Source organism: Novosphingobium sp. 63-713 (genome assembly GCF_001898925.1).
Lineage (GTDB): Bacteria > Pseudomonadota > Alphaproteobacteria > Sphingomonadales > Sphingomonadaceae > Novosphingobium.
This window is the reverse complement of sequence record NZ_MKVS01000019.1, coordinates 19,314-41,396: the sequence shown is the minus strand read 5'-3', so window position 1 is coordinate 41,396 and position 22,083 is coordinate 19,314. Positions and strand designations below refer to the sequence as shown.

Here is a 22,083-nt window from a genome sequence, read left to right as displayed (position 1 = left end):
AATGATCAAATTTCATCGCTCGCTTCTTGCCATCCCGCTGGTCCTGATGGCGGGCAGCGCCTTGGCCGGGCCGATCACGCCCGCCGAAACCAAGGCCACCACCGCCACGCTTGGCGAATTGGTGGAATTTCTGCGCCTGCCCAATGTCACGCCCAAATCCAGCGCCGATATTCGCGCCAATGCCGCGTGGCTGGAGGCCAAATTGAAGGCCCATGGCTGGAAGGCGCGGCAATTGCCCGATGGCGAAACGCCGATGGTGTGGGGCGAATGGGCAGGCGCCGGAGCAAAGGCGCCCACGGTGCTGTTCTATGCCCATATGGACGGGCAGCCGGTCAATCCCAAGGAGTGGAAACAGGCCGATCCCTTTACGCCCGTTTTGCGCGCCTGCGCCAATATGGACACTTGCGCCACGCTGCCGCTCGACCAACTGAGCGCGCAGGCCGGGCCGCAATCGGACGCGCGCCTGTTTGCCCGCTCCGCCGCCGATGACAAGGCTCCGATCATGATGCTGATCGCGGCGGTGGACGCAATGAAGGCGTCGGGCCGCAAGCCTGCCGTCAACATCCGCTTCATCGCGGATTCACATGAGGAAGGCGGCCCGCCCACTCTGGCCAAGGTGGTGGCCGACAATCGCGCCGATCTTACCGGCGATGTCGTGGTGATGCTGGACGGGCCGATGCACGCCAGCAACAAGCCCACGGTGATCTTTGGCCATCGCGGCGGCGGCGGGCTGACCATCAAGGTCTATGGCCCGTCCGAGGCGATGCATTCGGGCCATTACGGCAATGTCGTGCCCAATCCGGCGCAAAATCTGACCCGCCTGATCGCCAGTTTCAAGGATGCCGACGGTAAAGTGACATTGCCGGGCTATTACGATGGCATCGACCCGGCGTTCAAGGCGGCGGTGAAAGCCTATCCGGTCGAGGATGACGAGGCGGGCCTGTTGAAACGCGCGGGCGTGGCCAAGGCGGAGGGCTTCGTGGCCAACTATCGCGAGGCGATGGCGGTGCCCACGCTCAATCTGGTGGGCCTGTTTGCGGGTTCGGGCGGCGTGCTAGACCGCTCGATCATCCCGGCGGATGCCAGCGCGGCACTCGATCTGCGCACGGTGCCCGGCGTCAGCTTCGACCATGAATTCGCCCTCATCCGCGCGCAGGCCGAGGCCATGGGCTTTCACCTGATCGACGGCGCGCCAACGCCTGAGGATCGCGCGCGCTATCCCCTGCTGGCGACGATCAAGGGCGGCAGCTTTTCCAAGGCTTTGTTCACCGATCCGGCGCAGCCGATGGGGCGCTGGCTGATCGGGGGATTGAAGGACAGTTTCGGCGGCGATCCGGTGGTAATCCCGCTGATGGGCGGCGGCGTGCCGACCGAGCCTCTGGTGCGCGAATTGAAGGCCCCGGTGGTGATCCTGCCGCTGGTCAATCTGGACGACAACCAACATGCCGCCAATGAAAACCTACGGCTGGGCAATTATGCGCAAGGCGTTCACAGCCTCGTTTCGCTGATTTCGCGCAAGCCGTAATCGCGCCGGAACGACAAAAAGGGCGAGCGGGATATGTCCCCCTCGCCCTTTTTGTTACCTGTCCTGCGGCGCAGGGAAGGAGGCGAAACGCCCCCTTTCCCTTATCCTTACCAGCGATAGGTGAAATTGGCGCCAATGGTGCGCGGCGCCAGCGTCGAGGTCATCAGGAAGATATTGGCCGCACCCGACTGCGAGCTTTTGTACAGCGTGGGATAGGCATTGGTCAGGTTCTTGGCAAAGACCGAGAAGGTCCATGCGTCCTTCGCCACACCCGCGCGCAGATTGACTAGTTCATAGGCATCGCCCTGAAAATTGATGGCATTATACAGGGTCGAACCCAGCGCCGGGGTGCGCGTATATTGGCCCGCATACTGATAATCGACGCGCAGCGAGCCGTTCAGCCCATACCACGGCAGCGGATGGTTGAGATCGAGCGCCACATCCGCCGTCCAGTCCGGCACGAAGGACAAGGCGCTGCCCTTTGTGGCCAAAACCGGGGCGACGCCCGTGCCGGCATTGGCGGTGCCGGTGACGTTCTGGTCCAGCGTGGCCTTGGTATAGCCAACATTGCCGCTGATCGTGGCCCATGTGGTCGGGCGCGCGGAAACCGACAGGTCGAAGCCCTTGCTGGTCGCGTCCCCGAAATTGCCGACATAGCTGAACGAGCAGTTCGAAAGCGACAGGTTCTGCTGAACATTGTGCCACTTCAGATAGAAGCCGCTGCCCGAAACCGACAGCTTGCCGCCCATGAAGCGGCCCTTCATGCCGCCTTCAAAGCTCCACACGCTGTCATCGCCATAGGTCTGGGGGATGCTGCCGTTCTGGGCAATATCGGCGGCGCAGCGCGCGGCCGGGATCGGACGGTTGGCCCCGCCTGCACGGTTGCCCTTGGCGGCCGTGGCATAGAGCAGCAGGTTGGGATTGGTCTGCCACGAGATGTTGAACTTGGGATTGATCGGCGTCGATTTAGTCGAGGTCAGAGGCAGGATCTGGACCCCGCCCTGGAAATAGCCATTGCCGATATATTGGAACGAATAGCTCTGGCGCGCCACGCGAACGCCTGCATTGATCTTCAGCTTGCTCGTTACGTTCCATGTCGCATCGGCGAAAGCCGAGGCCTGACGGTCGATTTCCACTTGATACTTGCTGGCCAGAATGCCGCCCGCCGAATAGGGACCGCTGTTCACATTGTAATTGAACGCATTGCCCGGCACCAAGGCACCGCCCTGCAGGAAATAGACCGCCGCGGGATAGGACGCATTGGCATCGCCCCATTCGACCTGAAGCAGCGACTGTTTTGACGTGGAAAGGAACACGCCCACCGTGCCATAGATCGGCGCGGTCTGGTCATTGGTGGTCAGGCGGATTTCCTGTGTGAACAGGGTCTGCTTGGTGGCGGTCGATTGGGGCGAGCCGAAATTGGGATTGGCCGCCATGAAGGCCGCCGTCTTGCTGGCGCCAAAGATGTTATAGGCAGCCACCTGTGTGTAATCGTCCACGCGCGACAGATCGCGCCAGTTGCCCGAGGTGATCGACGTCAGCGTGGCTCCGCCGAAATTGTAGGCCATCTTCAGGCTGCCGATCTTGATCTCGTCCGTATAGGGCGTGCCGATCTGTTCAAAGCTCTGGTACTTGCCCGAGGTGGGCCAGACGCCCGACCAGATCAACCCGTTGTCATTGCCGTGAAGGCGCTGATAATTGAAGAAGGGCGTGATGGTCAGCTTGTCATTGGGCGCATAGGTCAGCGCCACGCGCAGCGAGGTATTGTCGGTGCTGTTGATGTTGCTGTTCAAAACCTTGCCGGTCTGGGTGCGCGACATCTGATCGACGAAACCGCCGTCGCGGCGATTGTCGACCGAGACGCGGATGCCCAATTTGTCGGCGATCAGCGGGCCGCCCAGGGCAACGCCGGTTTCATAGCCGATGCCGCCATTGGCGTTGAAGTTGACCTCGCCAACCGCCTTGCCGCTCCACTGGCTCAGGCTGGGCGCGGTGGTGATGAAACGGACCGTGCCGCCTTCCGAGCTGGCGCCGTAAAGCGTGCCCTGCGGGCCGCGCAGCACTTCGACGCGTTCAAGGTCGAACAGGCTGGGGCTGACCGGCTGGGTCCAGTTGTTGGCGCGGCTTTGGGTGGGCACGTCGTCAATATAGATGCCGACCGTGGCCGCGCCTTGCGTGGTGGAAACGCCGCGGATCGAGATATTATTGCCGCCACCGATCGTCGCGCCGGGGCTGACGTGGAAGCCGGGGGTCGCTTTCGACAGTTCCGACACGTCGGTGATGCCGGTCTTTTCCAGATCCTTGCCGCTGAAGGCCGCGATGCTGATGGGAACCTTGGAGAGCGATTCATTGCGGCGCTGGGCGCTGACCACGATTTCGCCGGGGGCCGAGGCAGCCTCAGCGCTTTGCGCATGGGCGCTCATCGGGGCAAGCGCCAGAAGGCTGGCGGAGGTGCAGAGCAGAGCGGTCAGACGCGAGAAAGTGGCAGGTCTCATGTTCCCCCCTTGATGGGTTATGGATTGGTCTGGCCCGGCCCTTTTGGCTGATGGTTTGTGCTGTTGGTCGGCCAATCGGGGTCTTGCCGGGATGTGACGCCATCATTGAATGCAAAATCATATGAAATCAACTGGCGCATGACGCAGCATTTTACCAGCTTGGCAAATTGCCCGGTTTTGCAGGATTGGCGGGCCGGGCAAAGGCGCGCAATTCCGCCATTTAACTTGCATATGACACTATTTTACATCGCCTACGCAATTTTGCCCCTTGCCATGATTTTGGCGGTTTCGCTGCGCCGCAGCATGGAAAAATGGCGGAAAGCCGGGGGTGATAGCGATTCGGACTTGCCGCAAATTGCATCAGGATATATATCCGTTTTCATGTTTTAGACGGAACAACCCCCGACCCGCATCAATCAAGGAAGTCTGCTGTGACCGAGTGCAAAGCCGCTGACACCTGCCCCGCCCGCAAGGCTCATATTGCCAGTCGCAAACCCTATTACCGCGAATTGCGCGCCGGGCAGAAGATCAAATGGTGCGCCTGCGGCCTCTCCAAGCGCCAGCCTTTCTGCGACAGCGTTTCGCACGAGGGCACCGGGTTCGAACCCATCGAATATGTGGCCAAGGAAGCAGAGGAAGTGCTGCTGTGCGGATGCAAGCAGACGAAAACCGGCCCCTTCTGCGATGGCGAACATTCGAACCTGCCTGGCGGATACAAGGACGAGGAAGAGCCGCAGAACACCACGCTGGTCGAGGCCGATGCCGAAGGCTTCGCCCGCCTCAACACGCCCTGCTATGTGGTTTCGCCGCCCGCGATGGGCGATGTTTATGCGCTGGCCCGACTGGTCGCGCCCGACACCGGGGCGCAATATCAGTCGCAATTCTATCTGACGCTGCCCTCCGGTTCCTCGCCGGTGCTCGCCTCGGATGTGGGCGATGTGGTGCTGTGGGTGCGGCATGGCGCGGGCACGGTCGAAATCGAGGGGCGCAGCTTTCCCCTCGATGGCCCCTGCGGCGTCTATATCCGCCGCGGCGAGGGCTTCCGTCTGACCGCCTCCAGCCCACTGGCCGTCTATGTCTCGGAATGCCCCGGCGGCAACAGCCTGTCCGAGCGGGCGGCCATGGGCGACGCCTTTGACGAAACCTGTCCCGAACGCATCGCGCTGATCGACGAAGCCGCGCGGCAGGCCATGGGCCCGCGCTATTTCCAGGTGCTGCTCGACGATCGCCACGGGTTGCGCAACACCGCGCAATTCATCGGCCATATCCCGCGCTCCAAGGCCGAAATGCACCGCCACCTTTACGAGGAAGCGCTTATCATCATCTCGGGCACCGGGGTCATCTGGAACGATGATTTCCGCGCCCCGGTCAAGGGCGGCGATGTCATCTTCTTCCCGCGCAAGATCCGCCATTCGCTGCAATGCACATGCGATGAAGGGCTCGACGTGCTGGGCCTGATCCATCCCGGCACCAATCCGGGCATCAATTACGAATAACTCCGACCGGGTATTCGCAGGAGGAGCAAGGGGAGCGTGACGGCTCCCCTTCTCTTTACGCGCCGATGGCGGCGCGGAGACGCGCCATATCCTCATGCCTGCTGGCAATATCGCCGCGCGGCGCGGCCATGCGCAGATCGCGCAGGATCTCCAGCGAACGCAGCAAAGCCTCCAGCGGCGGCCCGCTGGCGGTGATGCCCTGCATATGGCCCGGCGCCATTGTCTGCGCAGGACCGGCCACGAAACGGCTGACCAACTGATCGTGATGCTGGGCCGCAATCGCGCCAAACGCATCGCACACCCCCAGAAAGGCCCGCACATTGGCCACGAACCAAGGCGCATCGCGGTCTGTCTCCACATGATCGAGCAATTGATCGAGGATCGAGCGGCGGCTCATACACTCACGCAGGCGCAATTGTTCGGCCGGAAGCATATAGGGCAGCTTTTCATGCAGCAATTGCGCGTAATAGGGATCGCTGGCCCGGCACAGGCCCAGCATCAGGTCGATCTCATTGATCCCGGCAAAATCGCCCGCATTGGCCCCGCGATAGACCTGCCGCCCCACGCGATAGGGTTTGTAATAGGGTCGGACGCAATAGAAAAAGCGATCAATGTCAAGCGTTTCAAACAAGCGCGCATTGCACGCCGCCACGCCTTTCAGCGCTCTTTCTGCCTCGGCAAACAGCACATCGGCCACCGGGCTGCTCGCGCCCAGCGGCACCAGACGGGTCAGCGCATAGGCCGCGCTTTGCAGGCCGAAAATGCCGCGCGTGTTTTCATCGATGAACAGGAATTCGTCGTGCAAAGTGGTAAAACTGCGCCGCAATCCGCCCACCGCGCGATTATGCGTGGCCAGATGCGCGGTGGCGAAACGCGGCGCCATACCGATCGACACGCCCACATGCAGCGCCAGCGCGCTGGCCGTGGCAAAGGGCGAGGTAGTCTCGCGGTCCGGGTTGGTCAGTTCGTGGCGGCGCAGCGCCCCCAGATACATGCCCACATCGCCCAGCAATTCGAGCGCGCCGTCAAACCCGTCATGCGTCCGCCCCTCGGCCAGCAGGGGGGCCAGCAATTCCTCGCCCCGGCGCACCAGTTCCTCTTTCAGCTCGCCGCCTATGCCCTCGACCTGCGCGCGGTCGCCTTGCGCGAAATAGAGTTCCTCCAGCGCGGTGTTGATCGCGGCGAAATCGTGGCGGATCCATTGGTTGAGGGCGACATCAGGGGACATGGCGGGGGGCATGGCGCAAAGCTCCGGCAAGAAGTGAACCGCAACATCCTATTCCAGCATATCCGGAAAAGGGTTCCTGATTTCCCGCCACAGCGCCCTTGCGCAAAATAGATCACAACGCCAAAGGGCCACCAAGGAACTCTATTCCGCCGCCGCCATCACCGCGCCCGCCCGCTTGATCCGCTTCATGCCGATGGTGGTGTTGAACCGCTCCACCCCCGGCATCCGGCGCAATTGCCCGCGCAGCAATCCGTCCAGATGGGCCACATCGCGCGCCATCACATGCAGCAGATAATCCGCATCGCCCGCCGTGGTATAACAGGCAATCACACTGGGATGCTCGCAGGCCGCCGCCTCGAACGCGGCATGGTCGGCAAAGCTGACCGACACCTGCACAAAGGCGTCCAGCGTCAGCCCCACCGCTTCCGGCTCGACCATCGCGCGATAACCAAGGATCGCGCCCGACGCCTCCAGCCCCTGCACCCGGTTCCAGCAGGGCGTCTTGGACATGCCCACCTCCTGCGCCAAATCGGCGAAGGACTGGCGGGCATCGCGCTCCAGCGCGCCCAGGATGGCGCGGTCGAACCTGTCCATTTACAGTGTGCTCTTGCCCGATTGCTTCACCACGGCACCGCCCTTCATGACGAAGGAAACCTTTTCCAGCCGCCGCACATCCTGCAACGGATCGCCATCAACCGCCACCAGATCGGCAAAACGCCCCGCCTCAACGCGGCCCACATCCTTGCTGCCCAGCAATTCGGCGGCAACCCCGGTGGCGGCGCGGATCGCGTCCATCGGCTTCATCCCGGCCTCGACCATCAGCGCAAATTCCTGCGCGTTCTCGCCATGGGCCGACATGCCGAAAGTGTCGGTGCCAAAGGCGATCTTCACCCCCGCCAGATAGGCGTCATGAAGGTTCTTGCGTAGCACCGGCGCGACATGCAAAGCCTTGTCGGCGGTCGAGGGATTGAGCTGTTCAGGGTGGGTCTTGGCCCGCTGATAGACCTTGTCGCCCACCAGCATCGTGGGCACCAGATAGGTGCCATATTGCTTGTAGAGCTTATAGCTGCCCGCATCGCCAAACGATCCATGCTCGATCGAATCGACGCCCAACGTAATGGCATGGTCGATCGCCTGCTTGCCATGGGCATGGGCCGCCACCTTCATCCCCAGCGCATGGGCGGTTTCCACCACCGCCTTGATTTCATCGTCGCTCATCAATTGCCAGTCGGGATTGTCGCCAATCGACATCACCCCGCCCGAAGGCATGATCTTGATCAGATCCACCCCTTCGCGATGCAACCGGCGCACGGTGCGGCGCGCATCATCGGCCCCATCGACCAGATTGTCGGCAATATGCGGAATTTCCGCGATTTCCGGGTTCAGCCCGTTGGCCCCGTCGCCATGCCCGCCCGTCGGCCCCAGCGCCGATCCCGCCACCCACAGGCGCGGACCGGGCACGGCGCCTTCGTTGATTCCGCGCTTTAATGCCACGACCACCGCCGTCTCGCCCCCGCAATCGCGCACCGAGGTAAATCCCGCCAGCAAGGTGGCGCGGGCATAGGCGGTCGCGTCGATGGCGTGCTGGAAATCGCTGCGCGTCACGGCGTTGCGGATCGGGTCGCCGGGGTGGAAACCATGGGTGATATGGTCATGCGTGTCGATGAGGCCGGGCAGCACCGTCTTGTCCGACAGATCGACCACCGCCGCGCCGGGACGGGTAATGAAACCCGCCTCGATCCCGGTGATGCGATCATCATGGATCAGGATCGAGACTTTCTCGCGCACCGCATCGCCAGCGCCATCGATCAGCCGCCCGGCATGGACCACCACATCGCCCGCATGGGCCGGGGCAGACATCAGCGCGGATGCCAGAAATGTTGCCGCCAAAGCCCGTCCTGCCACTTTACGCATAAATTCCCTTTCCCCCGGCGGCGATGGCCTGCCCGCATCGTCATGATAGCGCAATTTTGATCGAACGCTATCGCTGAAACTTGCGTCAGCATGAATTATATCATATGATTTTGCATACGTTAAAGAGCGAATTGCTCCAGGCTGCTTTCCGCCCTTCCATCCGCCCACTCCCACCTTATGAGGTCAATCATGCCAAACCTGCTTCGATGGGCTATGCTGTCCGGCCTGCTCTGCGGCGCGGCGATGGCGCCCTATGCGCTGGCCCAAAGCGCCCTGTCGCCCGCCGCGCAGGCCGCTCTGGCCACGCCGGGCGCCCCGGCCCAACCCGAAGCCGAACATAGCCGCCTGCGCCTGCTGCGCGCCGGGGCCTTGCTGGCCGTGCCGGGTGAGGCGGTGCGGGGGCAAAGCACGCTGGTGATAGGCGCGGATGGACGGATTACCGCTATCCACCCCGGATGGCCCGAGGCCGCCACGCTTGGCCTGCCCGCCAATACCGAGGTGATTGATCTCAAGGATCAATTCGTGATGCCCGGCTTCATGGATGTCCATGTCCATCTGACCAGCGGCGGCATCGCCGGGCATATGCCCGATGCTGCCCTGCGTGAAGAGGATGGGTTCTTTGCCCTCAACGGCGCGCGCAATGCGCGGGCAACGCTGATGGCGGGCTTTACCACGGTGCGCGATCTGGGCGCGGCGGATGGGGCGATCTATCCCTTGCGCGATGCGGTGCGGGTCGGGATCGTCGCCGGGCCGCATATCCTGGCCGCAGGCGCCGGGATCAGCCCCACCAACGGCCATGCCGATGTCCATGGCCTGCGCAAGGCTTTGTTGGCGGCGGCCGATCGCGGCAACACCTGCAACGGCGCCGATGATTGCATGCGCGCCACCCGCGAGGCGATCCGCGCGGGGGCCGATGTCATCAAGGTCCATGTGACCGGCGGCGTCACCGACAGTTCGGACACCGGCACCGGCCAGCAATTCACCGATGCCGAATTGCAGGCCATCGCCTGGACCGCGCATTCGATGGGCCGCAAAGTGACCACCCATGCCCATGGCAAGGAAGGCATCGATGCCGCCGTGCGCGCAGGCTATGACAGTATCGAACATGCGATGTGGGCGGATGAGGAAAGCCTCAAGGCGATGAAGGCGCGGGGCACATGGCTGGTGCCCACGGTCTGGCCCATCGACTGGGTGGGCGATACGCCGGACAAGGTGCGCGCTGGCCCGTTCCGCAATCTCAACGAAAACTCGATGGCCAAGATGCTGCTGCTGGGCGATCAGCCCAAGAAGCTGGCGCGCATGGCGGTGCGGCTGGGGGTTCCGATTGCGCTGGGCACGGATTCGGGCATTTCGCCCCATGGCACCAACGGGCGCGAGATGATCGAATATGTCGCGGTCGGGATGAGCCCGATGGAGGCGCTGAAAACCGGCACGGTCAATGCCGCCGCCGCCATGGGCCTGAAGGATCGCGGGCGGATTGCGCCGGGGATGCTGGCCGATGTGATCGCGCTGGGCGGCGATCCGATCCGCGACATTGCGCAGGTTCTCAATGTCCGTTTCGTGATGCGCGACGGCATTATTTTCAAACAATCAGGCATCGCGCAGGGAGAGTGAATATGCGTGCGTTTCTATCCGTCATGGCCATGGCCGCCGCGCTGGCCTCCGCTCCGGCGCGGGCCGAGGATCTGATTATCGACCATGTGACCTTGCTCGACGGCACAGGCACGCCTGCCCGCGCCGATATGAGCGTGGGGATCGACAAGGGCCGCTTTACCTTTATCGCTCCCACCGCCTCGGCCCCGCGCGCATCGGGTCGGCATATGGATGCCAAGGGGCAATTCCTGATCCCCGGCCTGATCGAAACGCATGCTCATATCCGCCTGCCCTCCAACGCCAATCCGGCGGCCGAGGCGCCGCTTGATGAAAACGACCTGCCTATCCAGCCGACCTATTCCGCCGCCGAGCTGGAAAAGGCCCATGAGATGGGCGTGGGCGTGCTGGCGGGCTATCTCTATTCGGGCGTGACGACGCTGTTCGATGCGGGCAATTATGCGCCCTATATCCTGCGCCTGCGCGCCGAGGAACGCGCGGGCAAGATCGCCGCGCCGCATATCATGGCCACCGGCAATCTGGTGACCTATCCGGGCAGCCATGCCGATGCGGTGGCGGTGCGGATCGCCGACTGGCCTGCGGATCGGCCCAAATTCCTCGCCTATCTGCGCGAGCAAAAGCCCGATATCGTCAAGATCACCTATGAGGAACATGGCTGGGGCACGCGCCCGATGGTGTCCCTGATGCCGCTGCCGCTGATGCAGCAGATCATTGTGGAGGCCAATCGCCACGGGGTACGCACGGTGATCCACACCTCCAACGAAATCCGCTCGGTCGAGGCGCTTTCGGTGGGGGCCGATGCCCTGGCCCATCCCGTCATTCAGGCGCCGATCAGCGAAGGTTTTGCCCGAGAAATGGGGGCGAAAAAGACGCCCTTTGCCACCACGCTGACAATTGGCGATGGCTACAGCCGGTTGGTCGAACATCCCGAATATCTCGATCAGCCGCTTTATCAGGCCACACTTTCGCCGCAGGAAATCGAGACCCTGCGCAAGGAAACCCTGCCCGCGTGGAAGGCGCGGGGATGGACATGGTGGATGAAGCTGATGACGCCGGTGGCGGCCGAGAATATTCGCAAGGTCTATGAGGCAGGCGGCGTGGTGGCGATCGGCACCGATCAGTCGCTGGGCCCGGCCGTGCATCGCGAGATGGAACTGCTGCAACAGCAGGGCATAGCACCCGCCGCGATCCTGCGCATGGCCACGCTCAATGGCGCGATGCTGTTGGGCCGGGCGGCGGATCTGGGCAGTATCGAGTGCGGGAAACTGGCCGATGCGGTGTTGCTCTCGGCCGATCCGGCGCGGGACATCAACAATGCCAAGGCCATCGTCGCGGTGATCAAACAGGGCGTGCTGGTCGATGAGGACAAGCTGCCCCTGCCCGGCGGCAGGCGGGGACTGCGGCGCCCCTTGCGGTAAAAAGCGTCAAAGGCGAGCGCCGCCCCGTCGGGCGGCCTCACCGGCGATTACGACGGCTCCTTGCCAAGACGGCACAGGGCGCCGCTGTTCGCCTTGATGGTGCAGACCAGACCCTCGGCCGCGTAATCGAGATCGACATCGGCCTCCAGATCACCCGCCAATGCCCGCTCCAGCATTCTGGTGCCGAATCCATATTTCTCGGGCGGAGAAACCTGTGGACCGCCCGCCTCTGTCCAGACGAAATGCAATTGGCCTCCAATCCATTCCCAGGCGATGGTCACGCTGCCGTTCGGGCGGGAAAGCGCGCCATATTTGATCGCGTTGGTGCAGAGTTCATGCAGGGCCAGAGCAAAAGTGACCGCCGCCCTCGGGTCCAGCAAGACCTGTGGACCGCTGGCCTGCGCCTGATCGGAAACGCCGCAGGATTCGACAGATCCCGCAATAACATCGGCCAGCGTGGCATGTTCCCAATGGGTCTGCGTCAGGGAATCATGCGCGCGGGCCAGCGCGACAAGGCGGCGGCTGAACGTCTCATGCTGGGCGGCTGATGCCGCCTCAAGCCCAAAGGTCTGGCGCGCCAGAGCCTGGACGACCGCCAGCGTGTTTTTCACGCGGTGGTTCAGTTCCTCGATCAGCAATTGCTGGCGGCGCGCACTGTCGGCCAGAGCGCGCGGCGCGAAGTTCGGTTGAATCATAATAATAGCAAATCACGCCCAACTGATCATCCGGCAGGCGCACCCGGTGCAATTCCCACTCATAGCCTTCCACATCATCCACATCGTTCCTGTTCCGCACGAAATTGCGCGAAAGATAGGGTTCGCCCGTTTCCAGCGTATGGCGAAACCGGCCGATGATTTCCTCCGCCGTTTCGGGGGGCCACAGAATATGCATGGCTTCGCGAAAGGGGCGGCCGATCACGGGGCGGACATTGCGGAAGGCGCCGTCTTGCGAACGCTCGTTCATGGCAAGGATGCACATGTTCTCATCAATCACATAGATGCCAAAGGGGCATCGGTTGATAAGTTCGATGAAAATATCGTCCTGGCGGTCGGTATGCTGGATGATCTGCTCCAGCCATTCATCGGGATTGTTGCTCGTAGAAATACGGAGCAATAAGCTGCTGCGCTTAGACAAGCGGCCCGAAATATTTTCAACTTCAAAGCCGGAACGATGCCCCATGACTTTTTCCTTAAGGGGTTTTACATTGGCATGATAACCTAAACATCCTCAGAGAACATGCGATTTTTTGCAAACATATCGCAGCAAATTCATTGCCCGCCCCGCTATTGGCATCAGGATGATTTTCGGCAATAATCAAGGGCAGTCATGGGCGGTGCTGAGAAGCAATCAGCCAGGGCCAAAGTTGCTTGTGCCCAACTCCCACCCGATATTGCGCTCCAGCATTTTGGCCTCTGCCACGGTCAGTTGGCGGCTCTGAAGCAGATCATCGCCAAGCCCGGTCAATATTTTCACCCGCGCCGCGCGGAACGGATCCTCGGGCACGAAGGCATATTCCTTGCGGACGCCCGCCGCATACCATGCATAGACAGCAGGATCGGAATGCCACAGAATGCTCAGATCGGCCTTGAGGAGAAGATTGACCGCTTCATCCTCGACCTTGCGTTCCTGCCGGAAATGGTGGCTCTTGGTTGCCATGATCATCGCTGAAACCAATGATCTGTCGAGCGGCGGCGGTGCGCATTTGTCTGCAACGGACTCGAACAGGGCCAGTGATCTTTCCTCATTGTCGGAGCGGGTCGGGTCATAAATAATGTCATGAAACAGCGCCGCCGCCGCCATTTCGGACGCGAAAGGATGCTCGGCCGGAATCTGGCGCAGCATAAGATCGATATGGCGAAGCGTATGGTAGTAGCGATGCGGTTCGCTATGATGGTCGATGATCAGCGCGCGGATATCGCCGGGAATATTCAGCCGGTCGAAAGCGGCAATCAGCCAAGGATGGTCGGACATGCTCTGGCCTCCGGAGCCCAGACTAGATGGACGGGAATGACAGTGCAACCGCCGGTGATGCCATGAGTGTCTATGTCGACAGCGCCATTCACACCCTGCGCGGGCGGTTGATGTGCCATATGTTCTCGCCGAATCTGGACCAGTTGCACGCCATGGCCGAAAGGATCGGCATCGAGCAACGGTGGTTTCAGGACCCTTTGACCATGCGCGTATCCTGGCCCCATTACGATCTGGATCAGGCGCGCCGCGCCATTGCGATAGATATGGGCGCGGTCATTTGCGACAGGTATCAGACTGTTGCCATGGCCGCGATCATTCAGGGCAGGCCCGACAAGTTGCGGCGCATCCGGGCCCTTGCCGATCCGGGCCGTGGCTTTGCCCCGGCGGTCCACGTTCCGGCATGGCTGGCCGAGCAGGGTTTCCCGCAGGTCTGGGACTGGTAAGCGGGATCTGGGGACACAATGACCCTTATGCGCCAAGACATCGCACGAGCGGGTCGCACGATGCCTTGCCATGGCCTAAAAACCGGCGGAACATTCAGATTGCGGGGAAATCGACCTGCGTTCCGGCCACATTGTTGATCAGGTTGGTGAAGAAATTCTCCGCCACCGTGGCCACGATTTCGATAATCTGCGCCTCGGTGAAACCGGCCGCGCGCAACGGTTCGAGATCGGCCTGCGTCACCTTGCCGCGCGTGTGGGCCACCTGCCGGGCGAAGGCCACAACGGCGGCATCCCTGACTTCCGGCGCATCACCCTGCTTGGCCATGGCGATTTCGTCATGGCTCAGCTTGGCGAAGGTGAAGGCGGTAAAGCTGTGCGCGGCATCGCAATATTCGCAGCCATTGACCGCCGCCACGGCCAGAGCAATCCGCTCGCGCGTCTTGAGATCAAGCGCCTTGCCGAGATTTTGGCTGAGGGCGGCATGGGCAGTGATGACGGCGGGGCTGTTCGACAGGACGCGGAAGAAGTTGGGCACCTGACCCAGCCTGGCCTTGATCGCCTGCAGGGTGGCCTGTGATCCCTCGGGGGCGGCATCCATGGCCGGGGCGCTGATACGTGACATGGGATTATCCTTTCAAATTCAGGGTGTAACTTGCAATGGCGCGGCTCATGCGCCGGTGGGGATGGGATTTTCGGCAAGGCTCTGGTTGAAGGCTTCGAACAGCGTGTGTTCACCCGCCCCCGGATTGTCGCGCAGCGGGCGAACGGCATCGACAATCACTTCGGGATCATCCTTGGCCAATTCGACCAGCGTCTGTTCGATGAAATCGGCCAGCGGCATCGCGCGCGGATCGCCGCTCTTGTAGATCAGGTCCGTATCCACCCAAGGCGGCGCGATTTCCTGTACCCGCACACTGGTGTTCCGCAATTGAAAGCGCTGCGACAGGGCGAAAGAATGGATCGCCGCCTTGGTGGCCGAATAGATCGCATTGCCCGCCAGCGGCACGAAGGCTAGAACGCTGCTGGTATAGAGCACGGTGGCCTCGGGCCTGCTCTTGAGATGCTCGATCAGCGCCGCCGTCACCCGGACAGGGCCGAGCAGGTTGGTGGCAACCAGTTCCTGCGCCACCGCATCGTCGATCGGGCCGGACACATCGTCAAAGGGCATGAAACCGGCATTGTTGAACACGACATTGAGGTCGGGATATTTGGCGATCAATTCTTGCGCGGCGGCCTGGATGCTGTCCAGCCGGGTGACGTCGAGCGTGATAGCCTCCATACCGGGATTGGCCGCGGTCACTTCATCGAGCAGCGCGGCGCGCCGACCCGAAATGATGACCTTGTTGCCAAGTCTGTGAAGCGCCTCGGCCAGACCGCGACCGATGCCGCTGGTGCCGCCGGTGATGAAAATGGTGTTGCCGGTAAGTTTCATGGGATCGGTCCTTTGATCGGGGGACTGGGTTGGCGGGATCAGGCCGCCTGTCCAAAGCGCGGGGCGGAGCGGGTGGCGGAAAGTTGGGGCCCGAGCGCATGGCGGGCCGCTTCAAAAGCGTGCCAGAGCTTCACATCGCGCAAGGCGGGGATGGTGGTGGTCTCGCCCTGATCCAATCCGGCCAGCGCCGCATCGACCATATCGGCTGCGTCCATCACGATCTCGCTGGGGAGATGTTCAACCGGCAGGCCGCCCAGCGCCCAGAAATCGGTGCGCGTGGCGCCCGGCAGCACGGCCTGCGCCCGGATGCCCTTGTCGGCCATTTCGTGGTTCAGCGAAGCGGTGAAGGCATGAACGAAAGCCTTGGTGCCGCCATAGACGCCGTTGAGCAATTCGGGCGCCAGCGCCACGATCGAGGCGATGTTGATCACCACGCCCCCGCCGCGCGCCACAAAGCCGGGGACGGCGGCATAGGTCAGCCGCATCAGCGCGGTGACATTGAGCTGCACCATGGCATCCATCCGCTCGACATCGCTTTCCAGCAGCGGGCTGTGGGTGCCGATCCCCGCATTGTTGACCAGCGCGGTAATGCTGGCATCTTCACGCAGCACTTTTTCGACGCGGGCGAGGTCCGCCCTGTCGCCCAGATCGGCGGCAAGCACTTCGACAGCGCGGCCGGTCCTGTCCGAAATCCGGGCGGCCAGATCCTGCAGCTTGTCCTTGTTGCGGGCCACAAGGATGAGGTCATGGCCGCGGGCCGCAAGGCGGTCGGCATAGATGGCGCCGATACCCGTGGAAGCGCCGGTGATCAGCGCGGTGCCTTGGTGGGATGAGGTGGTGGTCATGGGCCGGGTCCTTTCTGGGGGAGAGCGCCGTCGCTCTCGACAAGGGCCTTATGGACGTGATCCGCCATGTCTGATATGACGTATAAACTACGTTTTTCAGACATTGGTTTTGGAGGCCTCGATGCCGCATGTTTCCATGGTCCTCACCCCCGGCTTCCAGTTTCTGGCGCTGGGCGTGCAGGCAGGCTTTGAACTGGCCAATGCCCAGAAGGGTGAGGAATATTATACGCTTTCCATGGCATCGGTGGAGGGCGGGCCGGTCATATCCTCCAGCGGCTTTGCCGTGCCGACCGTCAGGCTGGACGAGGTGGGGCCGATCGACACTTTGCTGATGATGGCCGGGCTGGAGCCGCCGCCGCAACAGGATGAGGCCACGCTGGACAGGCTGCGCGCAATGGCGCGGGAATCGCGGCGGATCGCGGGCCTGTGCACCGGCGCCTTCCTGCTCGGACAGATGGGGTTGCTCGACGGGCGGCGGGCCACCACCCATTGGGCCTATGCCCGACAGATGCGCGACACTTTTCCCAACGTGCGGGTGGAGGATGACCGCATTTTCATCAACGAAGGCACGGTGTGGACCTCGGCCGGTCTGACTGCCGGTCTCGATCTTGCCGTGGCCCTCATCGAGAAGGACCTTGGGCGCGACCTCGCTTCCTCCGTCGCGCGGCGGCTGGTCATGCATCATCGCCGCGCGGGCGGACAGTCCCAGCATTCCGAGCTGCTCGACCTGGCGCCCAGCAGCGACCGGATCCAGAAAGCGCTGATCCATGCCCGCGCCCATCTGGCCAACCCACTGACCGTGGACGAACTGGCCGAGGTGGCCGCACTCTCGCCCCGCCAGTTTGCCCGCGCCTTTCGCGCGGAAACCGGCCAGACGCCCGCCAAGGCGGTGGAGCAGATCCGCCTTGAAGCGGCCCGCCTGATGATCGAGGAAACTCGCCACCCGATGGACCGGATCGCCCGCGAGTCAGGCTTTGTGGATCTGCGCCGGATGCGCGAGGCCTTCATGCGCCAATACGGCCAGCCACCCCAGACCCTGCGCCGATTGGCAAGGGTCGATTAGAGGCGGCCGATCAGGGACGGCCGATTTGCCGCCTTTGCGCCCCGCCCCGGACGTTTTGATTTGGCTAGGGGAAACTCCTAGGCGCCGGAATTGGACTATATTATTCCGCCTGGGCCAGAAGATGGGCCATCGTGATCAATGGTCGAGATCCCATGTTCAGAAAATCATCCAAGCCATCACTGGAAACGCGCCTGGCCGAAGCCATGTTTGAACAGTCTCCTGATGGTATGCTGCTGATTCAGAATGGCGTGTTCACTGCCTGCAATGCCGCGTCCGAAAAGATCTACGGCTATCCGCGCAGCCGAATCATCGGCGGCACGCCGGTCGACTTTTCCGCGCCGATCCAGACGGATGGCCGCCCGGTTGCCGAATGCGTGAACGAAAGGCTGCATGAAGCCTTCTCCAACGGATCGGCCCGGTTTGAATGGATCAATCTGGACAATGCCGGCGCAACCAAGCGCATTCTGGTGACCCTGCTGCCCACGCGGATCGAGGGCGATCAGGAAGTTCTGGTCATCGTGCAAAGCCTTGCCGAAACAGCGCAGGTCGTCGACCAGCTGCGCGAAGGGCTGGAACAGCTCTCGCGGGGCAATCTGACCTATCAGATCACCACGCCCTTCCGTTCGGATTACGAAGGGCTGCGCACCAGTTTCAACGCGGCGGTCGATGCCATCGGCTCCTCGATGGAGCGGGTCGTAAAAACCGCGCAGATGGTGGCCGCCGGCTCCAGCGAAATCGGCGGGGCGGCGCAGGACCTCTCCTCTCGCACCGAGCAGCAGGCGGTCAAGGTCGAGGCCACCGTCAACGCCTTGCATGAAATTGGCAACACGATGGCGCAGGCCGCGCGTTCGGCCCAGACGGCCAATGCCATGGTCGAGCAAACGCGCAAAAGCGCCGAGCAATCGGGCGATGTCGTGGGGCGCGCGGTCGAAGCGATGGGGGCGCTAGAAGCATCCTCGCGCGAGATTTCGGACATCATCAGCGTGATCGACGCCATTGCGTTTCAGACCAACCTCCTGGCGCTCAACGCCGGGGTGGAGGCCGCGCGCGCGGGCGATGCGGGGCGCGGTTTTGCCGTGGTCGCATCCGAAGTGCGCGCCTTGGCCCAGCGCAGCGCCGATGCCGCCAAGGACATCAAATCGCGCATTCAGGGTTCGGCCGTTCAGGTGGAAAACGGCGTCCGTCTGGTGATGGAAACGGGCAATGCCCTCTCGCGCATTGCATCGGGCGTGGGCGAGATCAGCGGCATGGTCAACGCCATTGCCGCCGACACCAATGAGCAGGCAGGCAAGCTGCAAAGGGCCAATCAGACCGTGGCGGAAATGGGCACCATCGCCCAGAGCAATGCGGCCATGTCGGAAGAGACGTCGGCCGCCGCGCGCGGGCTGAGCGAGCAGTCCGACACGCTGATCCGCGAGTTGCAGCAGTTCCGGACCGGCGGCCCCGCCCATGCCGAAGCGCAGCGCCAAAGGCGGTGGGCGGCCTGATCGCCTGCAGGGATCAAAGCGCGGCCTAATTGACGCTGCGGCTTTGGCCCTGCCAGAACTCGGCGCGCATGGCCTTCTTGTCGAATTTGCCCACCGGGGTGCGCGGCAGGTTTTCACGAAAGAACACATGTTTGGGCGCCTTGACGCTGCCCAGCCGCGCCTTGCAATGGGCCATGATGGCGGCGGCATCGGGCGCCTTCGCCGGATCGGCCACCACCAGCACGCTGACCGCCTCGCCCCATTTTTCATCGGGGATGCCGATGGCGGCGCATTCATGGACACCCGCCATTTCGGACACCACCGCCTCCACCTCGCTGCAAAAGACGTTGAAACCGCCGGTGACGATCATGTCCTTCTTGCGGTCGACGATATAGAAAAAGCCGTGCTCGTCGCGGCGGCCAATGTCGCCGGTGTGATGCCAGCCATGGGTGCGCACCTCGGCGGTGGCTTCCTCCATTTCAAAATAGCCGTCGCAAACGATGCCTCCGCGCCCGACGATCTCGCCCACCTCGCCTACAGGCAATAACGCGCCATCGTCATTCATCAATTCGACGCGCACCGATATGGTGGCCCGCCCGCAACTGGCCAACCGCTCAGGGTGATCGCCGGCAGCGGCGGCGGCCACGATTTCGGGCGGCAGCCATGTGGCGATGAGATGGAATTCGCTCTGTCCATAGGATTGGCACAGGCAAGGGCCAAAGACTTCGACCGCCTGCCGCAGCTTTTCCGGGCTGCAGGCCGAGCCCGCGAGCAGAAAATAGCGCATGCTGGAATAGTCATAGTGGCGCACATCGGGGTGGGCCAGCATCGAGTAAAGCGCCGTGGGCGGCAGAAACATATGGGTTACGCGATGAGTCTGGATCGCCTCCATCACCGCATGAGCGTCAAACGCGGGCAGCATCACAATCGTCGCCCCCATGGCGATCCCCGCCAGCGCGAAAGGTCCTGCCGCATGGGACAAGGGCGCGGTGGCAAGGAACACCGGTATCTCTTCAACCGCCATCAACATGGCGATGCTTTCCAGCATCGTGCCCCAACTGCGGTTCAGCGCGCGCACCCCTTTGGCCGGGCCGGTGGTGCCGCCTGTGGCGATGATCGCGCATAGCTCGCGGTCGCCACCATCCGGGCTGCCCAAATCGGGCATATCCGGCGCATCGGCGGGCAGCATGAAGCCATCGAGGCAAGGATTGCCTGCATCGGGCGCATCAAGGCAGATCAGATGCCGGATCGATGGCACTTGCCGCGCGGCCTCATGCGCCTCGGCAGACAAGCTGGAATGATAAAACAGCCATCCCGCGCGCACATAGCGCAGATAGGCAATCGTATCAGGCAGCGCATTGCGGGTGTTGACCGGGATCCACACCGCCCCTGCGCGCCACAGCGAGAGCATCGCCGTCAGCACGCCCGGATGGTTGGGCGACATGATCGCCACCGCCTCCTGCGGCTGCAGGCCCGCCGCCGCCATGGCGCCCGCCAGACGGTGCGTCATCCGCTGCATCGCGGCATAGGTGATCGCGCCCTGCGCGGTTTTTAGTACAGCACGGTCCGGATAGAGCCCGGCGGATTTGTCGAAATAGTCGATGTTGCGCATGGGCCTGCTATCCAAACGGGTTGATCAGCACCTTGCAGTCATGGGTGCGCCGCCGCAGCGCCTCGAAACGCTCCGGCGTGGCGGCCAAGGCAATCGTGTCGGACACGAGATGGCGCGGCTCGGGCGCCCCGCTGCACAGGGCGTCGAGGGCGGCCTCATATTCCTGTCTGTGGAAAAAGGCCGAGGTGACCAGCCGCACTTCCTTCGACAGCATGGCAAAGGAATTGAACGTGTCGGGCTGGGTGCAGAGGCCCAGCAGCAGGATCGTGCCGCGCGGGCGGATCTGCTCAACCGCCTGCGCGATCAGGCCGGGGCGGCCTACGCATTCGATCACCACATCGGCCTTGCCGCCAAGGGCGCGCTCTGCCGCCCCGACCGGATCGTCGGGTTCGGCGACAAAGCCGGTCGCCCCCATCGCCAGCGCGCGCTCGGCCTGAAACAGGGCCACATCCTGCACCACCACCGCGCCCGCCCCGCGTCGCCGCGCCCAGAAGGCGGCGGCAAGCCCGATCGGCCCGCCGCCCAGCACCAGCACCTTGTCGCCGGTCTTCATCCCCGACAGATTGATGCCATGCAGCGCCACGGCCAATGGCTCGATGATCGCACCATCGGCAAGACTGGCGGTTTTGGGCAGGCGCACGCACTGGTTGGGCCGCGTGACGGCATATTCGGCATAGCCGCCGCCCTGCAGCCCGAAATGCTCGCACCAAGCCACCTCACCCGCCACGCAGGCGGGGCAATGGCCGCAGCTTTTGAGCGGGCTGACCGCGACGAGGTCACCCGTGGCAAAACCCTCGACATCCTTGCCCAGCGCCACGACTTCGCCCGCGAATTCATGGCCCAGAACGCTGCCCGCGGTCATGCCATAGGCAGGGTCCTCCGTCATATGCAGATCCGACCCGCAAATGCCGCAGCGCCCGACCTTGACCACAATCTCGCCAGCATCCGGCGTGGGATCGGGCAAGGTTTCGAGCGCCAGCGGCCTGTGCAGCCCCTGCATCACGACTGCACGCATCAGCCCAGCCCTTTAAACGTAGAGCTTGGGATTGATGGCGATGCCATTGTCCCGGCAATAGGTCTCATAGTGGTTGATGAACCACCACACATCAGCGGTATCGACCAGATTGGCCTGATCGTCGAAGAAGTCGATCGGCCCCTGCATCCAGCCAAACAGCTTGCATCCTTCGGGATGCTCGGTCACCAGCGTATGGCTTTCACCCGGCACTTCGAGGATGAGGCCGCCCGGCGTGGCGGTCCAGTCATATTCCAGATAGCGCACGCTGCCTTCGAGACAGACCATGGTGATCGTGCCGCGATGCAGATGGGTGCCGATCACCCCCGGCCCCTTGACCCACAGGATGTTCGAAAACAGGTTTTGCCGCACGTCAAAGGCCAGATGCTTGATCGCGGCATGTTCGCCAAAGGGCACCCATGGGCTGTCCACATCGGTCTGCGCATCGATATAGCGCCCGCCGGGGCTGAGGCGATCAACCAGGGCCTTGTGCGGGAATTTCACATCGACAATGGCGGCCTTGTTCGAAGGCGGCGCGGTCATAACGGCCAT

General features: G+C 62.8%; 21 protein-coding genes. 8 read left to right on the top strand and 13 right to left on the bottom strand.

What is annotated here, in order from left to right; genetic code table 11:
- The first annotated feature begins 1 nt into the window (after position 1).
- Entirely contained in the window at positions 2-1,525 is a 1,524-nt protein-coding gene (locus BGP00_RS08490) for a M20/M25/M40 family metallo-hydrolase (RefSeq protein ID WP_292690314.1), read from the top strand.
- Between the two features lie 107 nt (positions 1,526-1,632).
- Here BGP00_RS08490 and BGP00_RS08485 read toward each other — a convergent pair whose 3' ends face one another.
- Positions 1,633-4,020: a TonB-dependent receptor gene (locus BGP00_RS08485; protein WP_292690312.1), complete on the bottom strand. Its 2,388-nt coding sequence runs from the start codon at positions 4,018-4,020 to the stop codon at positions 1,633-1,635.
- A 138-nt stretch (positions 4,021-4,158) separates the two neighbouring features.
- Between BGP00_RS08485 and BGP00_RS08480 the strand changes: the two genes are divergently transcribed.
- Positions 4,159-4,410, top strand: coding sequence for a hypothetical protein (locus BGP00_RS08480; RefSeq protein ID WP_292923865.1), 252 nt, complete (start codon positions 4,159-4,161; stop codon positions 4,408-4,410).
- Positions 4,411-4,451: 41 nt separating this feature from the next.
- Positions 4,452-5,516 carry a cupin domain-containing protein gene (locus BGP00_RS08475; RefSeq protein WP_292690309.1) on the top strand — a complete coding sequence of 355 codons (1,065 nt, stop codon included), beginning with the start codon at positions 4,452-4,454 and terminating at the stop codon, positions 5,514-5,516.
- Between the two features lie 55 nt (positions 5,517-5,571).
- On the opposite strand, the gene BGP00_RS08470 is transcribed toward BGP00_RS08475, so the two are convergent.
- From BGP00_RS08470 to BGP00_RS08460, 3 genes are all read right to left on the bottom strand, one after another.
- Positions 5,572-6,744 carry a monodechloroaminopyrrolnitrin synthase PrnB family protein gene (locus tag BGP00_RS08470; RefSeq protein WP_292690308.1) on the bottom strand — a complete coding sequence of 391 codons (1,173 nt, stop codon included), beginning with the start codon at positions 6,742-6,744 and terminating at the stop codon, positions 5,572-5,574.
- A 141-nt stretch (positions 6,745-6,885) separates the two neighbouring features.
- Positions 6,886-7,338, bottom strand: a complete 453-nt coding sequence (locus BGP00_RS08465; RefSeq protein ID WP_292690307.1) for an Lrp/AsnC family transcriptional regulator — start codon at positions 7,336-7,338, stop codon at positions 6,886-6,888.
- The gene (locus BGP00_RS08460; protein ID WP_292690305.1) at positions 7,339-8,658 is read right to left on the bottom strand and encodes an amidohydrolase family protein; all 1,320 of its coding nucleotides are present in this window, start codon (positions 8,656-8,658) and stop codon (positions 7,339-7,341) included.
- Positions 8,659-8,847: 189 nt separating this feature from the next.
- On the opposite strand from BGP00_RS08460, the gene BGP00_RS08455 reads away from it, so the two are divergent.
- Both BGP00_RS08455 and BGP00_RS08450 read left to right on the top strand, forming a co-directional pair.
- Positions 8,848-10,272, top strand: coding sequence for an amidohydrolase family protein (locus BGP00_RS08455; RefSeq protein ID WP_292690303.1), 1,425 nt, complete (start codon positions 8,848-8,850; stop codon positions 10,270-10,272).
- A gap of 2 nt (positions 10,273-10,274) precedes the next feature.
- The gene (locus tag BGP00_RS08450; RefSeq protein ID WP_292690302.1) at positions 10,275-11,687 is read left to right on the top strand and encodes an amidohydrolase family protein; all 1,413 of its coding nucleotides are present in this window, start codon (positions 10,275-10,277) and stop codon (positions 11,685-11,687) included.
- A 47-nt stretch (positions 11,688-11,734) separates the two neighbouring features.
- Here BGP00_RS08450 and BGP00_RS08445 read toward each other — a convergent pair whose 3' ends face one another.
- From BGP00_RS08445 to BGP00_RS08435, 3 genes are all read right to left on the bottom strand, one after another.
- Positions 11,735-12,298 (bottom strand): sensor histidine kinase, encoded by a 564-nt coding sequence (locus tag BGP00_RS08445; protein ID WP_292690800.1) that lies wholly within the window; start codon positions 12,296-12,298, stop codon positions 11,735-11,737.
- Entirely contained in the window at positions 12,243-12,866 is a 624-nt protein-coding gene (locus BGP00_RS08440) for a PAS domain-containing protein (RefSeq protein WP_292690301.1), read from the bottom strand. Before BGP00_RS08440 ends, BGP00_RS08445 begins: the two co-directional genes overlap by 56 nt.
- Positions 12,867-13,034: 168 nt before the next feature.
- Entirely contained in the window at positions 13,035-13,658 is a 624-nt protein-coding gene (locus tag BGP00_RS08435; RefSeq protein ID WP_292690299.1) for a hypothetical protein, read from the bottom strand.
- Positions 13,659-13,684: 26 nt separating this feature from the next.
- Here BGP00_RS08435 and BGP00_RS08430 point away from each other — a divergent pair, with 26 nt between their 5' ends.
- A complete protein-coding gene (locus tag BGP00_RS08430) occupies positions 13,685-14,101 on the top strand; it encodes a DUF4031 domain-containing protein (protein ID WP_292690297.1) in 417 nt (138 codons plus the stop codon).
- 94 nt (positions 14,102-14,195) lie between these two features.
- On the opposite strand, the gene BGP00_RS08425 is transcribed toward BGP00_RS08430, so the two are convergent.
- Genes BGP00_RS08425 through BGP00_RS08415 form a run of 3 tightly spaced genes read right to left on the bottom strand, consistent with a single transcriptional unit; the run spans position 14,196 to position 16,378 of the window.
- Positions 14,196-14,723 (bottom strand): peroxidase-related enzyme, encoded by a 528-nt coding sequence (locus BGP00_RS08425; protein WP_292690295.1) that lies wholly within the window; start codon positions 14,721-14,723, stop codon positions 14,196-14,198.
- 45 nt (positions 14,724-14,768) lie between these two features.
- The gene (locus tag BGP00_RS08420) at positions 14,769-15,533 is read right to left on the bottom strand and encodes an SDR family NAD(P)-dependent oxidoreductase (protein WP_292690294.1); all 765 of its coding nucleotides are present in this window, start codon (positions 15,531-15,533) and stop codon (positions 14,769-14,771) included.
- Between the two features lie 38 nt (positions 15,534-15,571).
- Positions 15,572-16,378, bottom strand: a complete 807-nt coding sequence (locus tag BGP00_RS08415) for an SDR family oxidoreductase (RefSeq protein WP_292690292.1) — start codon at positions 16,376-16,378, stop codon at positions 15,572-15,574.
- 136 nt (positions 16,379-16,514) lie between these two features.
- Here BGP00_RS08415 and BGP00_RS08410 point away from each other — a divergent pair, with 136 nt between their 5' ends.
- Both BGP00_RS08410 and BGP00_RS08405 read left to right on the top strand, forming a co-directional pair.
- Positions 16,515-17,441, top strand: a complete 927-nt coding sequence (locus BGP00_RS08410) for a GlxA family transcriptional regulator (RefSeq protein WP_172249138.1) — start codon at positions 16,515-16,517, stop codon at positions 17,439-17,441.
- A 152-nt stretch (positions 17,442-17,593) separates the two neighbouring features.
- Complete coding sequence (locus BGP00_RS08405) at positions 17,594-18,928, top strand: methyl-accepting chemotaxis protein (RefSeq protein WP_292925740.1); 1,335 nt, start codon at positions 17,594-17,596, stop codon at positions 18,926-18,928.
- 25 nt (positions 18,929-18,953) lie between these two features.
- Here BGP00_RS08405 and BGP00_RS08400 read toward each other — a convergent pair whose 3' ends face one another.
- From BGP00_RS08400 to BGP00_RS08390, 3 genes are read right to left on the bottom strand one after another with little or no spacing between them, the layout of a single operon-like run.
- The gene (locus BGP00_RS08400; protein ID WP_292690287.1) at positions 18,954-20,519 is read right to left on the bottom strand and encodes an AMP-binding protein; all 1,566 of its coding nucleotides are present in this window, start codon (positions 20,517-20,519) and stop codon (positions 18,954-18,956) included.
- A gap of 7 nt (positions 20,520-20,526) precedes the next feature.
- Positions 20,527-21,534, bottom strand: coding sequence for an alcohol dehydrogenase catalytic domain-containing protein (locus tag BGP00_RS08395; protein WP_292690285.1), 1,008 nt, complete (start codon positions 21,532-21,534; stop codon positions 20,527-20,529).
- Between the two features lie 12 nt (positions 21,535-21,546).
- The gene (locus BGP00_RS08390) at positions 21,547-22,083 is read right to left on the bottom strand and encodes a 2,4'-dihydroxyacetophenone dioxygenase family protein (protein ID WP_168602030.1); all 537 of its coding nucleotides are present in this window, start codon (positions 22,081-22,083) and stop codon (positions 21,547-21,549) included.